This is a genomic window from Wolbachia endosymbiont of Drosophila tristis (assembly GCF_028981745.1).
GTDB classification, from domain to species: domain Bacteria; phylum Pseudomonadota; class Alphaproteobacteria; order Rickettsiales; family Anaplasmataceae; genus Wolbachia; species Wolbachia pipientis.
In genome coordinates this window covers 1-15,589 of record NZ_JAPQLN010000049.1, presented here as the reverse complement: position 1 = coordinate 15,589, position 15,589 = coordinate 1, and the positions used below count along the sequence as shown (strand labels likewise).

The 15,589-nt window shown below is 35.5% G+C and carries 13 protein-coding genes and 2 pseudogenes; 9 read left to right on the top strand and 6 right to left on the bottom strand.

Annotation, left to right across the window (positions count from 1 at the left end; all coding sequences use genetic code 11):
- Nucleotides 1-91 precede the first annotated feature (91 nt).
- Nucleotides 92-1,420 carry an IS4-like element ISWen1 family transposase gene (locus tag OZD64_RS01800; protein WP_274999201.1) on the top strand — a complete coding sequence of 443 codons (1,329 nt, stop codon included), beginning with the start codon at nt 92-94 and terminating at the stop codon, nt 1,418-1,420.
- Nucleotides 1,421-1,544: 124 nt separating this feature from the next.
- Here the strand turns inward: OZD64_RS01800 and OZD64_RS01795 are convergent, their stop codons facing one another.
- The gene (locus tag OZD64_RS01795; protein WP_274999200.1) at nt 1,545-2,066 is read right to left on the bottom strand and encodes a potassium transporter TrkG; all 522 of its coding nucleotides are present in this window, start codon (nt 2,064-2,066) and stop codon (nt 1,545-1,547) included.
- A gap of 195 nt (nt 2,067-2,261) precedes the next feature.
- Nucleotides 2,262-2,926, bottom strand: a pseudogene (locus OZD64_RS01790) (potassium transporter TrkG); the annotation flags it as partial.
- 347 nt (nt 2,927-3,273) lie between these two features.
- Between OZD64_RS01790 and OZD64_RS01785 the strand changes: the two are divergent.
- Nucleotides 3,274-4,206 (top strand): hypothetical protein, encoded by a 933-nt coding sequence (locus OZD64_RS01785; protein WP_010082544.1) that lies wholly within the window; start codon nt 3,274-3,276, stop codon nt 4,204-4,206.
- 72 nt (nt 4,207-4,278) lie between these two features.
- On the opposite strand, the gene OZD64_RS01780 is transcribed toward OZD64_RS01785, so the two are convergent.
- Nucleotides 4,279-5,295 (bottom strand): substrate-binding domain-containing protein, encoded by a 1,017-nt coding sequence (locus tag OZD64_RS01780; RefSeq protein WP_274999198.1) that lies wholly within the window; start codon nt 5,293-5,295, stop codon nt 4,279-4,281.
- Between the two features lie 141 nt (nt 5,296-5,436).
- On the opposite strand from OZD64_RS01780, the gene dcd reads away from it, so the two are divergent.
- A complete protein-coding gene (dcd, locus tag OZD64_RS01775; protein ID WP_038198686.1) occupies nt 5,437-5,994 on the top strand; it encodes a dCTP deaminase in 558 nt (185 codons plus the stop codon).
- Here the strand turns inward: dcd and OZD64_RS01770 are convergent, their stop codons facing one another.
- Nucleotides 5,995-6,561: a hypothetical protein gene (locus OZD64_RS01770; protein WP_274999197.1), complete on the bottom strand. Its 567-nt coding sequence runs from the start codon at nt 6,559-6,561 to the stop codon at nt 5,995-5,997.
- Complete coding sequence (locus OZD64_RS01765) at nt 6,521-7,006, bottom strand: hypothetical protein (RefSeq protein ID WP_274999196.1); 486 nt, start codon at nt 7,004-7,006, stop codon at nt 6,521-6,523. Before OZD64_RS01765 ends, OZD64_RS01770 begins: the two co-directional genes overlap by 41 nt.
- Before the next feature lie 281 nt (nt 7,007-7,287).
- Here OZD64_RS01765 and OZD64_RS01760 point away from each other — a divergent pair, with 281 nt between their 5' ends.
- The 6 genes and pseudogenes from OZD64_RS01760 (at nt 7,288) to OZD64_RS01735 (ending at nt 15,425) form a co-directional block, all read left to right on the top strand.
- The gene (locus tag OZD64_RS01760) at nt 7,288-10,623 is read left to right on the top strand and encodes a glycoside hydrolase/phage tail family protein (RefSeq protein WP_274999195.1); all 3,336 of its coding nucleotides are present in this window, start codon (nt 7,288-7,290) and stop codon (nt 10,621-10,623) included.
- 57 nt (nt 10,624-10,680) lie between these two features.
- Complete coding sequence (locus OZD64_RS01755; RefSeq protein WP_274999194.1) at nt 10,681-11,496, top strand: hypothetical protein; 816 nt, start codon at nt 10,681-10,683, stop codon at nt 11,494-11,496.
- Between the two features lie 355 nt (nt 11,497-11,851).
- Nucleotides 11,852-13,054: a multidrug effflux MFS transporter gene (locus OZD64_RS01750; protein ID WP_448128795.1), complete on the top strand. Its 1,203-nt coding sequence runs from the start codon at nt 11,852-11,854 to the stop codon at nt 13,052-13,054.
- 133 nt (nt 13,055-13,187) lie between these two features.
- Nucleotides 13,188-13,574, top strand: coding sequence for an ankyrin repeat domain-containing protein (locus tag OZD64_RS01745; protein WP_038198698.1), 387 nt, complete (start codon nt 13,188-13,190; stop codon nt 13,572-13,574).
- Between the two features lie 12 nt (nt 13,575-13,586).
- Nucleotides 13,587-14,411 (top strand): annotated as a pseudogene (locus OZD64_RS01740) (ankyrin repeat domain-containing protein); the annotation flags it as partial.
- Nucleotides 14,412-15,425, top strand: a complete 1,014-nt coding sequence (locus OZD64_RS01735) for an ankyrin repeat domain-containing protein (RefSeq protein ID WP_274999199.1) — start codon at nt 14,412-14,414, stop codon at nt 15,423-15,425.
- Here OZD64_RS01735 and OZD64_RS01730 read toward each other — a convergent pair.
- The coding region (locus OZD64_RS01730) for a transposase (protein WP_274999142.1) at nt 15,400-15,589 on the bottom strand (190 nt) is incomplete at its 5' end. The genes OZD64_RS01735 and OZD64_RS01730 overlap by 26 nt on opposite strands.

The following is a 15,589-nucleotide window of genomic DNA, read 5'->3' as shown; positions in this document are numbered from 1 at the left end:
CCATACGCGTCAAGTTAAGGAAATAAAGGTATGAAAGAGATAGAATAATAAGGTATAAGTTCTCCCAGAAATACTTTTAGTGAGAGAACCAATGAATAAAATAACTAGCTTATCAAAAAAGCTCAAAGAATTTTTTAATGAAAAAGCAGACAAAATCTCAATTACAACAAGGTTTATAAAAAGAAAGAGAAAGCTAAAAGGTTCATCGTTCGTAAAAGCCATGGTCTTGGGTAATATAGGGGTTGATAATTGTAGCGTAGAAACAATGTGTCAATTACTAAACGAGGACTCGATAGATATAACAAAACAAGGTTTGGATTTTAGATTTACTGAAGAAGCAGTGGAATTTATGAAAAGGATGTATAATGAATCTGTGCTTCTCTTCAAAAATATCTTGCAAGTTGATTGCAAAATCTTACAGCAATTTAATAGTGTTAAATTATTGGACAGTAGCTATATTACTCTACCTAACAGTATGGAAGAGATGTATAAAGGTTATGGTACTAGCTACAGTGGCTATGAAAGCAATACTAAGTCTGGAATAAAGTTACAATTAGTTTTCGACTACATGAATCAGATAATAGACCAACTTAATTTAACGGAGGGAGTAAGATCAGACCAGGGATATAGGAAACATTTAAGTAATATATTAAGCAATGATTTGCTAATATCTGATCTCGGTTATTTTGTGCCAAGTTCTTTTAAACAAATCAATGAAATAGGAGCTTATTTCATAAGTCGTTATAAATCCGATACCAACATATATGATGTAGAAACAAATCAAAAAATGGAGTTATTAGAATGTTTAGAGGATAAGTTATTTTTAGAAAACGAGGTATTGTTAGGAAAAGAAGCAAAAATTAGAGTAAGAATTATATGTCAGAAACTAACTGAAGAACAGTCTATGGCCAGAAGAAGGAAAGCTAATAGATTAGCAAGATCGCAGGGATATACATCCTCTAAAAGAAATCAAAAATTGTTGAACTGGTCAATATTTATAACTAATGTTCCAGAAAATAAAATTAGTGCTGAGCAAGTATTAACGATTTACAGAGTAAGGTGGCAAATTGAGTTATTATTTAAATTGTATAAAAGCCATATCAGACTTGATAAGCTAAAAGGAAAGCCATGCAGAGTATTATGTGAACTATATGCTAAATTGTGCGCAATTCTTATATTTCACGGCATAGTTGGTTGCACAGAAGTGAAAAAGAATACAGAACTTAGCTTAACAAAGGCATTTATTGAGCTAAAAAAGCGGGTTATAGAGTTATTTTTAGCACTAAAGAATAAAGTTAATAGTTTGAAAGTTTTTCTTAAAAAGCTTACCATAACTTGGTCTCGATTTTCATTAAAAGACAAGTACAGAAAAACTAGAGTATCTACCTTAACTTCCCTGAATTTACTTACAATCTCTTAACTTGACGCGTATGGTTCGTACATCTGTGGATTTATTCGCGGTATAGATATCGCTAACTAGTAGCGGAATGACGGTTTTTCAAATTGTCGTAAGTCAGTTTAGCTATAATATCAAGTTTCACCAACTATTTCTCTCTATTAAATAAGAATAAATTACCTATACAAAAATAGATTGGCAATATTTCAAGTCTGCCAAGCAGCATTAAAAACGATAGAAATAATTTTACTTCATTACTGAAAGAAGAATAGTTACCTGAAGGACCTATTAAGTTGCTGAACCCTGGACCAGAGTTTGTAAGCGTTGCAGAGACTGAACTGACGCTAGTTATAAAGTCTGCATTGCTTAAGTAAGACATCACTATTGATGAAATGGTAAACGTTAACATGAAAATTGCAAAAAATATAAAGACAGAGTGAATTTCATCATTCTCCAGGGTTTTTCCATTGAATTTTACTCCATTGTCTGCATCAGGGTTTAATAAAAGGTAAAAGTAATTTCTTATAGACCTTAAAAGAACAATCAAGCGGAAGATTTTGACACCACCACTTGAAGAACCACTACATCCACCAACAAAGGTGAGAAAAAAAGCTAAGACTGAAATGAAACTCCAATCTATATGATTACAGATTGCATAACCAGTTGACATAATCAAGGAAGTGATGGTAAATGTGCTGCATCTAAATGATAATGACACTCCTAAATCAACATTTTTATACAACCAAAAACAAGCAAATAAAGATGAGATAGTAGCTATCTTAACAAAGTAAGAGACCTGTTCATCATAGCAAATGTCTAACCGTCTTATAATTTTTAAATAGCTAAGAAAAGGCAGAGAACCCAAAATCATAAAAATGATCGTTATGACTTCTAACATAGGGTTATTATAGTGCCCTATAGAATCATTATAGTTAGCAAATCCACCAGTTGATACAGAGGACATTCCGTGGCATATTGCATCAAACAGTGGCATACCAGCTAGATAATAGGAAAATATACATAACAAAATTAAGCCATAATATATTGCCGTAACATGAATCACTACGCTTCGCGTATTCGGCAACTTCCTTTTGGTAGCATCTGAATACTCAGAATAAAGTAAATTATTTAGGCTGAGAACCTTAAACATAGGAAAAACTGCAATTCCTAAAGTGATTACACCAACCCCCCCCCCCCNCCATGTAGCATTGCTCTCCATAGCAGTATTCCTGGAGATTGTTTTTCAATATCATTAAATATAGTTGCTCCTGTGGTTGTGATGCCAGATATCGTTTCAAACAATGCATCAACATAGCTCAGATTATCAAAATAGAAAGGAATAGCTGCAAACAGAGACAAGGCAATCCAGGTGCAACTAGTAATCGCAAAAATTGCTGGCATTCCATGCAATCTACTTAATTTACCGAGTAAAATAAAAATTGCGCCAGATGTGCAGGTAATTATGAATCCAGCGAGGAAATTTTTCCATTTGTAGCTGAGACATTTATTAGTAATAGCAGGAATAAGCATTGCTAAGCTAAACAGCAATAGGAATATTCCCACAATAAATACAATTGAACGCAAATTTTGTAAACGTTGATGATTTTTCATAGAATTACTTCCTCGCTATACAAAGCCATAAAAGCTACTCTAACGTCAAGCATTTTGTTGGCCTTTATTAACAGTTATTAACAATATACTTGATTTACTTGTAAATATGTGTGATAATTAAATTTTTATTAGAGGTAAGATATGGTTGAATTAACTGATATACAAAAAAAATTCGAGCTTCATTAATTATAGCAATTAGCAATAACTACCCTCAAAAGGTCCAGGGCATATTCGACAATAATGAATGTGATAATATACAAGCAGTTTTGAACCACGAGGGGATTGGGGCTGGTTACAAAGATAATTTTTTAGATTTTGCTATTATTGGTCTTGACGCTGGAGTTAAAGTTCAAGGAGAAATTGGAGAAAACGTAGAGATCATTAAACAAATTTGGAAAGTTGCTAATCAGAAAACTCGTGATTTTGTGTGTTGTCGTGCAATAGAGAGTTTTCGAGGATTTGGCCTTTATAACATACCTGCTCTTAAAACAGTTATTCAAGAAATAGAAGAGCACAAGAGGGTAATGGATCTTGATATGGCACTAAGGCGTGCAATAAGAAGTCTTAATGTTGATCAAGTTAAAACAGCACTAGAGAATTGCGGTGAAGATGTAGAAAGTGTTTTGACGCGAAATGTATATTGGAGTGATGCTACTGATATTGATTGCTTGTTAATTTATCCTCTGATGGTTGACTATGAAAGAAATCTTGGCAAAGAAGAATTTGAAAAGATAAAAGAGATCACTAAACTTCTTTGGGATAAAGCTTCCCCTGATGTTCGTAACTTCTGGCTTGAAGACCACATGGTTAATAGAGAAGGTCAAAATACAGAAGATAACTATATAATAGGTTCTCTTGAAAAGCAACAAAAAGAGTATGCTAATATAGCTGGTGAGGGATGGCTTGAAGACTTTATTCAAGAAGTTAAGGGTTATAAAAAGGACAGAGAAATAAAGCTTAATGAATACAAAGGGAAGATCGCTCTAGGCGTTGTTGGACTATGCGTAGTTGGTGCTATTGCAGCCTATGTGCTGGCATATCCTGTAGTTGCATTAGTTTTAGAAGTTTCAGCAGTTTCAGCATTGGCTGTACTAGCTTATATTGGAGGAGTTTGTGAGAAATCAGAAAGTCCAAATACGAAAAGTTTGAACCCGGTTGTTTCTGGGTGTTGCAACAACGCAGAACTGCCTAATCAGTAATCCATTGTCATCCCAGCGCGCCGCGCTGGGTCTGACTACGCTAGAACAAAGAATATAAAAGAAACGTTGCCGTCACGTTATATCATAAACCTTTGCTGAAGCTTTCTTTATATCTTCACTTGAAAGTGGAATTAGACCAAGCCTAGATAGGTACCCATCTTCAATGCCGATCGAATCTATAATTTCTTTTACGAATTCTCTTAATCCATCAACAGTATCCAAGTGTTCCCTCTTTATGTAAAGGTATAGAGGTCTTGCTAATATATATTTTCCCGATGATATATTTTCGTAAGTTGGCTCAATTCCTGCAATTGTGCTCCCTTGTATTTTATCTTGATTCCTCATTAAAAAGCTGAAACTAAATATCCCTAAGGCGTTCTTGTTACTTTTCAATTTTTGTATTATTATATTTTCATTAATTCCAACTTCTATATACCTTCCGTCATCCCTTATATTACCACATGCTTTCTTTCTTTCTTCCTGATCTTTATAATTCTCTTTGAAAATTCTCGAGTTCATGCATGAATATTGATCAAGCATAATAGAATTAACCAAAGTTTCGTATGTACCTGTATTTTGATGTGGACCATAAATTTCAATTTCTGTTTTTGGTAAGGCTTGATTGACATTAGACCAAAACTTCTTATTATTTTCTACTAATTTATCATTTTCTTGAGAATATGCAGATAAAGTTTCAAATAAGTCCTTCTTTGTGAAATCAAATCTATGGCTTTGATTTGAATTTGCAATGACAACTCCATCATAGCCAATGATGATTTCTATCACTTCATTAATTTTATTCCTTTTACATAGTTCTCTTTCTACTTCCTTCATAGGGCGAGATGAAGTGGTGATGTCTGGAGTGTCTTCCCCTATTCCTGAGCAAAACATTTTGAATCCTGATCCACTTCCTATCGATTCCACAACTGGAGTCTTAAAGGAGAATACACGGTTGAACTCTTCGGCTATAAACGAGATAAAAGGAAAAACAGTTGAAGATCCAACAATTCTGATGTATTTCCTGGCATCAGCATTTGATAGCGGCGTGAATAATACGAATACAAAAATCAGGAGAAAGTTTCTAAGCATTATTTTTAGTTAAGAACATAAATCTAATTATTGTAATAAAAAATCAAACTGAAAAGCTTTAATTGCATGACAAAAGCTACAGTTTACATTTAAATTTTATTTTATATTATTGTAAGTATTACACAACTTTAAGGGGCAATTATGGCAGTTATGCCAGATAAATGGATAAGAGAAAAAGCTGAAAATTTTGGAATGATAGAACCTTTTGTGAACCACAAAAGCAGCAAAGGTGTTATATCTTTCGGACTATCATCTTATGGTTACGATGCAAGAGTGGATAATAAATTTAAAATTTTTACTAACGTTAATTCAGCCATCGTGGACCCTAAAAATTTTTCTGAGAATAGTTTCATAGATAAGGAAACAGACGTATGTATAATTCCACCAAATAGCTTTGTGCTTGCAAGTACAGTGGAATATTTTCGTATACCAAGGAATGTACTGGTCATTTGTGTTGGTAAATCAACTTACGCAAGATGTGGAATTATAGTAAACGTTACTCCCTTAGAACCTGGATGGGAAGGTCATGTCACACTCGAATTCTCAAACACCACTCCACTTCCTGCGAAAATTTACGCTAATGAAGGCGGATGCCAATTCGTATTTTTAAGCGGCGAAAGTGAATGCGAGAAATCATATGATGATATGAAAGGAAAATATATGGATCAGCATGGTATTACTTTGCCGCTGGTGAAATAATTACTGCTTTCGTTGTGAGCTACCAAACTGCTCTATAGACAATATTCCACTATCACCAGATAGCAAAGTTCGCGCTGATTCACTTTGCTTAAGATGTTTAATTGCTTGCTTTTTGTCAGTTCCAGTGCTCATACTGCAGCCAAGTTGGAAATCTATTACATTTTCAACAATGTTACATGAAAACCCCATAGCAGTAGCGAAACCTTCTTGTTTATTAGTAGCATTTCCGGTAACAACACCACAAGCAGTGAAGTTACGATCATTTCCAACTGTTCGCATCATCATTCCACCATCTCGTATACCATCATTATTTATATCCTTTGCTATAACAGTCTGGTCTACAAATCGCGTATTACCCACTTCTCGAGATATTACTTCTACAGTCGGTTGATTATGTAGTTGACCATTACTTACTAATGCTTGATTATATGCTGAATGGTGTTGTTCTGAATTACTTTGACTATTACTCCTTAGTTCATTTTGCTCGTGCTCTTCATTATTTTGATGTTGGTCAGTTCCTGATATGCTAGCTTCTTTTTTCAACACGCTCATTGTATTCTTTATCATTACTTATCTCAACTTTATTTACTGGTTGACCTTGACTGTTTTCTATGTCTTTTTGACTAAACATGTCTTTATTAATGTAATAAAAAATAAGACCAGGCATCAGTGAAATTATTAGATTTAATACAATGCACGGAATTAAAACCACGGTAGCAGCTATATAGATTAGAGAGCTAACTATAAACTTTATTACTTTAGATAATTTAGAATCATCTTTTTGAACATTAACAGCATTCAAAAAAAGCATAGTTAAGCTAAGAGATAATGCTGTTATAGCAGTAGGCACGATGATTGGAACAAGTAAAAAAGCATTGATTAATTTTTTTCCAGAACTAGTTGGTTTAGTGCTATTATTCAGTGATGTAAGACAGTTTTGACCAACATTAGTAATCCATTTTGTACCAGACAAGACTCTTTTACTATTTTCTTCCGACATTTCAAATTTCATTGGCACCCCCAGATTATAATGCTAAATTGTACTAAAAATTAATATAAAATCAACATAAATTTTTCACTTCCGCACTTTTTCATTGTTGCTTACAATAACTATAGCTACACGATTTACTTGTGTGCTTTTCTTAATTAAAAACTTCAACTATCCATTGTAAGCTGCTGAATTTCTTATCATAGTATCTGTCATCCCAGCACCACTTTCTTGTCATCCAAGTAGCGTGACACTTGGATCTTCTCTCAACAATTTCAAAAAAATCTATCAAAAGGAGGATTACCATGTCTACAATAATTTTATCATCAATTTTTGGTCAAGCAGGCAGCATTTTTGGTCCAATTGGCCGGATTATCGGCTCAGAACTCGGTGCTCTTCTTGGTGCACAGCTAGATGGGGCAATGTTCGGCCTTGATGCCGAGCAAAAAGTAACGCATGGTGCGAGACTAAAAAATCTGCAAGTTCAAACCTCAACCTACGGCAGAACGATTCCAATTATCTATGGCACTGCTCGTGTTGCAGGGAACATTATTTGGTCACAGCCAATAAAAGAAGAGGCGATAACCACCAAAAGCAAAATTGGAAGAGGTATGAACGTTACATATAATTACTACGCAACGCTTGCAATTGCGATCTGCAAGGGGAAAGTAGAAAAATTAAACAGAATCTGGGCAGATACAACATCACTTAGCTTTGATGAAATAGATTATACTTTTTACAGCGGCAGAGAAGACCAAAATCCTGATCCATTTATGTCATCAATTGAAGGAGAGGGGAATGTGCCGGCTTATAGGGGAATATCTTACATAGTCATCAAGAATTTTCCTTTAGCAGACTATAACAATCGCGTCCCGATATTTACATTTGAAGTGCAAACTGCATTAAAGCCCGTTGGGTTTTCAATAGCGGAAAATATTCGGAATATCAATATCATACCAGGTTCAGGTGAGTTTGTATATGATACAAAAATACAGAAGAAAATCGCGCAAGAGAAAATAAGCAGCAACCAATATATCCCATATGGGCTGGCGCAAAGGGTAAATCACAACAACCACACTAAAAAGAGCGATGCAATGCTTTCTTTGGATCAATTAAAAGAAGATTTGCCAAATGTTGAGTTGGTGTCGGTGGTAGTCAATTGGTTTGTGAATGATCTGAACATTAAAGATTGTAAAATATATCCTGCAGTTGAATTTCAAGATGATTCCGCAATATTACCTGATGATTGGCAAGTAGGGGGTGTAACCAGAGATAATGCTCAGCTAATTTCAAAAGATGCGAGTGGAAACCCAAGGTATGGTGGCACAGTTAGTGATGCAGCGTTGATAAGATATATAGAAGAGCTACACAGCAGAGGCTACAAGGTGATGCTCTATCCAATGCCCTTACTTGACACAAAGAACAAAGAGTGGCGAGGAAAATTGAGCGGGACCCCTGGGGATATAAGTGATTTTTTTGAGAATCAATATAACAAATTTATAGAGCATTATGCAAGCATTGCCAAACAAACTAAAGTGGAAGGGTTTATCATCGGATCTGAATTTGCGCAACTTACCAAAATCAGGGATGAACAAGGGAATTACCCTGCCGTTATAGAGCTAGTTAAGCTTGCAAAGCGAATAAAACTTCAGCTTGGAAAAGAAGTAACGGTAACTTACGCTGCTGATTGGAGTGAATACCATTCATATGATGGTTGGTATAATATGGATGAGCTTTGGTCTTCAGAGTACATCGACGTTATTGGCATAGATGCTTATTTTCCACTGACTGATGGTCCAGAGCCTCCTTTTGGTTATTCCGCGGAAGATGTAATGGGTGGTTGGAGCAGTGGAGTGGGGTATGATTATTTCTATGATTACTCAAAGAGTGAACCTGAAAAAGTAAAGTATAACGACAGCAGGTATGCGTGGAAAAATATAGAGAAATGGTGGAGTGAAACTCACATAAACCCCAGTGGTAGTAAAACGAAATGGCAACCAAAAATGAAAAAAATATGGTTTACTGAGTATGGATTTCCCAGTATGAACGGCTGCACTAATGAGCCAAATGTGTTTGTTGATAAAGGCAGCATAGAGAGCAAATATCCACGATATTCAAACGGAGAGGTGAGCTTTCTTTCGCAAAAAATTGCAATTGAAGGAACGCTAAAGAAGTGGCAAAGCTCGGAAATGGTAGAAAAAATGTTTCTCTGGGCATGGGATGCAAGGCCATTTCCTTATTTCCCCAATTTGTGTGATATGTGGACTGACTGCCATAATTGGCAGACAGGACATTGGATTCAGGGGAAGCTTTCACAGCTTAATATTTCCGATGTTTTATCGGATCTATTACAAAAAGCAGGTTTAAAAAGCGATCAGTTCGATACGAGTGATGTTAAAGGATTATTGTCTGGATATGTAATAAATGACCAGCAATCGGTACGTTCAATTATTAAAATGCTGCAAAGTTGCTATTTTTTTGATGTGGTTGAACAGGACTCTAAACTGAAATTTGTCCAAAAGGGCAGGGGAGTTACGACTGAAATACCAATTGGTGAAACGGTTTTCAGTAACAATTCAAAACTTGCTAATATCAGTCAATTAGATTTAAACAATAAAGTTAACGTCGTTTATTTTAATCGCAATTTTGGCTATCCAATTGATGTTAAATATGCTGAGTTGCCAAAGCAAGGCGCTGCTATAACAGTTGAAATACCGCTCATTATGGAGGAGGGAGAGGCGCAAAATATCGCTGAGGTTTTACTTTATTCTTCGTGGCAAGAGAGAAATATATACAATTTCAAGCTACCGATAAAATATGCGTGGCTTGTGCCAAGTGATGTAATAACGATTTTAGACAGTGAGAAAAAACATACGGTGAGAATTATAAAAACGAAATTTGAAAGCATGTCCATTCAAGTAATTGGCGTTGGTTATGATCACTCTATATATAAGCTTTCTTTTCCTTCAACAAGGTCACTTATGCTGAAGGAATACCCTCCTTCTCATATCAGCAAAACCATCGTAGAAATGATAGATTTACCGGATATTAAAGGTAATAGTGCAAGCTTTACTTTAATTAGTGAGGAAAAGAATTGGAAAGGAGCAACACTCTTTATTTCGTACAACGATAAGGATTATAAGCCTATCGCAAACACAAACAAGCAGTCTACTTACGGATATGTAATGGAATCTACCGACGAGGGGCTTATAGTAGTGTTACGTTTTGGTGTATTGAGTTCTTCATATAACCATTATTTAAGTGATGGTGTCATTCCAGCGCTTGACCATATTTCTCCTGGATCCCAGTGTCTGGGCACTGGGATGACAGAAGAGGGTTTTACAAGCACTAATGTTAGTACTATAAATGTAAGCAATTTAGCACTGGTTGGAAAAGAGATAGTAAAATTTCAGAGTGCCGAACTTATAGATAAAAATAAATATAAGCTTAGCAACCTAATTAGAGGGCAAGAGGGCACCAAAGAGTATCAGCACACCGCAGGTGAAAAATTTACTCTGCTTGATGATTCAGTAATATCTTTCGAAGTGCAAAGGGGGAAAAAGTTTTACCTAAAAGCAGTGACTTACGGTGACTCGCTGGAAAATACGGAAGTGAAAGTGATAAATTCATTTAGTAATTGAAATTTAATAAAGTAAGTGCTAGAATTAATATACAGGTATTAATGGTAGAGATATAACATGTCAAAGGAAATGGTCAATGCGTTGAAAGCTGAAGTGAAGAAGCTCAAATATGCTGATTTCAAAGCTAACACTTGGGACGAAGTAATTTCTGATGAGGGAACATATAAGGATCTTAATAGAACACACGGCCTTGCTATTAACGGACAAAAAATAACTAACGAATTTATTAACAATCTGTATTCAAAACATAAAAATCTAATTCTACGGGATGAAAACGGAAAAGGGAATTATCGTCCATTTCTCAGACAAATTTTTACAGAAATGTTTAAACACGTTGGTGCAACAATTCCCAATAACTCTATTATTGAGGAGTTAATAAATAACTATTATCAGGGCGGATATACTCATTTTCTTCCTAATGATATGAGTCAAGCTCTTGGATCTTTTCATTTGTCAACGCAAAGCAACTGTATGACAAGAGAGTATATTATGGATTGTCGTGAACCCAATTGTATAAAGCTTAGTTTTAGCATGAAATATACAAAAATGCTTAACTATGATGATTGTACATATATCGAAACACCAGGTTTTTGCAGTTCAGCGGAGTTTAAACTGAAATGTGAAGATAAAAATGTAACATATGAAGATGGTAAAGTACTTCTTACCATTCCTAAAGAGCTAAAAAACTACAAAGTAAGTGGTAAGAATTTGTTTGATGTTATTGTTGAATATTTTCAAAAGCTTTGCGAAAAATTGGGCTTTAAATTTGAGACAAAAGTGGAACATAGCCTTGGTGAACCACTAAAGGTAGTAAGTGAGGCAAATGCATCTTCTGTTGAAGACTTAAAGCTTAAAGTGAATAATCAAAGGTAAGATATTGAAATTCGTGCTTTTCATGATTTTAGCTTAAGATTTCAGTGTCAAAGCACATAACTGTACGAACATTGTGATTTGAATCCACTAGGAGGGTGTCATCTAAGTAGCCTCCTTCTCCTGTCATCCCAGTGCCATGACTACTTGGATCCAGAAACTTAATTGCAAGTAAGTAAACTGCTTTGATGAAATTGTATAATGGAAACTAGATCCAAGTAGTCATGGCACTGCCCTACTGGATAGAGCCTTCACAGGCTTTTTCTTGAATAGCTACTCTTAATTTCAGTAGTTAATTTAATATACTAATGAAAAAAATACATTATAATTAAGTATATTTAATCCAGTAAATCATTAAGTGAAAACAGCTCTTTCGCAAAATATCATCTCTCTTATTATGATATTGTCTGTAGCAATTGTCGATATGGCAACTGACCTATACTCAGTTGCACTACCAAGCATTGCCAATTATTTTAAAGTAGAAGGCAGTGTAGTGCAGCTTACAATTAGCTTAAATCTAGTTGGATTTGCGGTATCTGGCTTAATTTATGGTCCATTATCGGACCATTATGGTAGGCGTCCAATGATGCTGATTGGTATGACAATTTTTACTTTGGCAAGTGTCATGTGTTATATAGCCGACAGTATTATGCTCTTGATACTAATTCGCTTCATACAAGGGGCAGGAGCTGGTGTTGCAGGTGTTGTTGGGTATGCAGCAATAAGGGATATGTACTCGGGTAGTGAATACTCGAGAGTAATTTCAAAATTAAATATGGTTGTGGCACTCTCACCTGGAATAGCTCCAGTGGTGGGCAGTTATATAATTTCACATGGGTATCATTGGAAATTTTTGTTTTTTATTATGTCACTCGCGGCAATTGCTATACTTATTTTTATCTACTTTAAGTTACAAGAAACACTCACTGTAAATAAAAATGAAACCAGTATAACTAACATAACTACTAATATCTTCAAGCAATATATATCAATATTTAGAAATTATCGTTTCCTTGGGTTTTCAGCCATTCATGGATTAACTTTCATGTGGCTTTGGGCATACATTGCTAACTACCCGTTCATATTTGAATCGATGGGCATTGAAGTACAGTATTTTGGCTACCTCATATCGATCATAGTCATATTCTACATAATTGGAACTTTAATTAATAGAAGGTATGTACCAAAAGTAGGGGTTAGCAAAATGCTAATAATAGGTTTGGTGTTACCGATAATATCCGATAGTTTATTGGTATATTTTTATTTCGCGGACAAGTTGAATATATTCATTCTTCAAACTGCTTGGATTCCAGCCAATATCGGACTTGCATTAATAATAAGCAATAACGTAACTTCTGCTTTAGAAACGATCAAAGGTATAGGGCTTGGTAGTGCAGTCCTCTCATTCTGCAATATGATGTTTGGGGCTATTGGAATATATATAGTAGGAAAATTTTTTCGCTATGGTATTTTACCAAATTTATTATTAACAATAGCATGCTCTACAATTGCGATTCTTATGTACAGCCAGCTCAAATGTACTGAAAAACACAGGGAATAACCATTATTTGCGTGATCCAGAGCTCATGGGTTATTAATGACTTTATCATGATAATATAATTTTACAGGGGGTGAGAGCTCATAGATTATTAACGACTTTATCATAACAATATAGTTTTACAAAGAGGTGTAGGATGAGTAGTGCACAAAGTAGAGATAATTTTTTTAAGGCTGTTGAAAGAGGTGATATTGATGCAGTAAACCGTCTAATAAGTGAAGGAGCAGATGTTAAGGTAGAAAATGATAAAGGAGAGACTCCTTTACATATTGCTGCTGTATGGGGCCATAAAGAGGTAGTAGAAGCTCTATTGGACAAAGGGGCAAATGTTAATGCAGAAGATGAAGAGGGAAACACTCCCTTAGTTTTAACTACTGACGAAGAAATAAAAACTCTATTACAAAGCACAGCTAAATTACTTGAGGTTGCTAAAAGCGGTAATATTCAGGAAGTAAACAGTCTAATAAGTGAAGGAGCAAAGGTTAATGTAAAAGATCAAGATAACAAGACTCCTCTACATTGAGCTGCTGAAAAGGGCCATAAAGAGGTAGTAGACGCCCTACTGAAAGTAAATGGAATCAATGTTAATGCAACAGATTGGTCGCAAAAGACTCCTTTACATTGGGCTGCTGTAGAGAGCCATAAAGAGGTAGTAGAAGCCCTACTGAAAGTAAATGGGATCAATGTTAATACAACAGATTGGTTGCAAGAAACTCCTTTACATTTAGCTGCTGTAAAGAACCATAAAGAGGTAGTAGAAGCCCTATTGGGAAAAGATGGAATCAATGTTAATTTACCAAATAACAAGAAAGATACTCCTTTACATTCTGTTCTTAAAAAGGACAACATAGATATAAATGTATTGAACGCTCTACTGGGAGCAGAAGGAATCAACGTTAATGCACAAGATGAATATGGCGAAACTCCTTTACATTTGGTCCTTAAAAAGGGCAATATAGACATAAATGTATTGAACGCTCTACTGGGAGCAAAAGAAATCGATGTTAATGCACAAGATGGAGATAGGGCTCCTTTACATTTGGCTGCTGAAAAGGGCCATAAAGATGTAGTAGACGCCCTACTGCAAGTAAAAGGGATCAATGTTAATGCAACAGATTGGTCGAAAAGGACTCCTTTACATATTGCTGCTGTATGGGGCCATAAAGAGGTAGTAGAAGCCCTACTGCAAGTAAAAGGAATCGATGTTAATGCAACAAATCAGCAGAAAGAGACTCCTCTACATTGGGCTGCTGAAAAGGGCCATAAAGAGGTAGTAGAAGCTCTATTGGACAAAGGGGCAAATGTTGATGCAGAAGATGAAAATGGAGACACTCCTTTAGATTTAGCCACTACTCAAGACATACGAACTCTATTACAAAACACAGATGAATTACTTAAGGCTGCTGGAAGAGGTGATATCGATACAGTAAACGATCTAATAAATCAAGGAGCAAGTGTTAATGCAACAGATCAAGATGGAAAGACTCCTCTACATTGTGCTGCTAAAAATAGCCATGAAGAGGTAGTAGAAGCCCTATTGGGAAAAGATGGAATCGATGTTAATTTAGCAGATAAGAATAAAGATACTCCTTTACATTCTGTTCTTAAAAAGGGCAACATAGATATAAATGTATTGAACGCTCTACTTAGAAAAGAGGGAATTGATGTTAATTTAGCAGATAAGAATAAAGATACTCCTTTACATTCTGTTCTTAAAAAGGACAACATAGATATAAATGTATTGAACGCTCTACTGGGAGCAAAAGAAATCAATGTTAATGCACAAGATAAAGATGACAGGACTCCTTTGCATTTGGCTGCTAAAAAGGACAACATAGATATAAATGTATTGAACGCTCTACTGGGAGCAGAAGGAATCGATGTTAATATAAAAGATAAACTTGCAGAACAGACTCCTTTACATTGGGCCGTTGTAAAGGGCCATAAAGAGGCAGTAGAAGCCCTATTGGGAAAAGATGGAATCGATGTTAATATAGAAGATAAACATGGAAACACTCCTTTCAAATTAGCCACTGATGAAGGAATAAAAACTCTATTGCAACCCGCAGAAAAATCTGATGATGGTTCAGCGGGTGGATCATCGACAGATAGTGAAGGGGGGCAAGAGGAAGAAAAACGAGTAGGTGATGATACTGAACTACAATCAGATAATAGCAAAGAAGGGGAAAAAACCAGCACCACCAGTGCAGAACAAGGAACTGATGTACAAGACAACGATGTAGGTCCTGTTGCTTCCACAGAACCTGCACAAACAGAAGAACAGCCGAGCTCTTTTTTTGGTAGTTTGTTTAGTATACTTATTAGAGGTTGTCCGGAAACTAGTAAATTCAAGCATATTCCCTCTTTAACATAACCCTACTCATAGCTAGGTATATGAAATTCTCAGTGGATGTTGTGAGTAAATCATACTCCTTCGATAGCCTTCTATTCCTATTAACCCAAGCAAAAGTCCTTTCTACAACCCATCTTCTTGGCTGTACTTTAAACCCTTGTTCTCTTGTTGGTAGTAGCTCAGGT

Coding starts and splice junctions, on each gene's coding strand:
- OZD64_RS01765 (WP_274999196.1), bottom strand. CDS start 7,006: ATGAAATTTGAAATGTCGGAAGAAAATAGTAAAAGAGTCTTGTCTGGT.
- dcd (WP_038198686.1), top strand. CDS start 5,437: ATGGCAGTTATGCCAGATAAATGGATAAGAGAAAAAGCTGAAAATTTT.
- OZD64_RS01795 (WP_274999200.1), bottom strand. CDS start 2,066: ATGTCAACTGGTTATGCAATCTGTAATCATATAGATTGGAGTTTCATT.
- OZD64_RS01745 (WP_038198698.1), top strand. CDS start 13,188: ATGAGTAGTGCACAAAGTAGAGATAATTTTTTTAAGGCTGTTGAAAGA.
- OZD64_RS01780 (WP_274999198.1), bottom strand. CDS start 5,295: ATGCTTAGAAACTTTCTCCTGATTTTTGTATTCGTATTATTCACGCCG.
- OZD64_RS01770 (WP_274999197.1), bottom strand. CDS start 6,561: ATGATAAAGAATACAATGAGCGTGTTGAAAAAAGAAGCTAGCATATCA.
- OZD64_RS01755 (WP_274999194.1), top strand. CDS start 10,681: ATGTCAAAGGAAATGGTCAATGCGTTGAAAGCTGAAGTGAAGAAGCTC.
- OZD64_RS01760 (WP_274999195.1), top strand. CDS start 7,288: ATGTCTACAATAATTTTATCATCAATTTTTGGTCAAGCAGGCAGCATT.
- OZD64_RS01800 (WP_274999201.1), top strand. CDS start 92: ATGAATAAAATAACTAGCTTATCAAAAAAGCTCAAAGAATTTTTTAAT.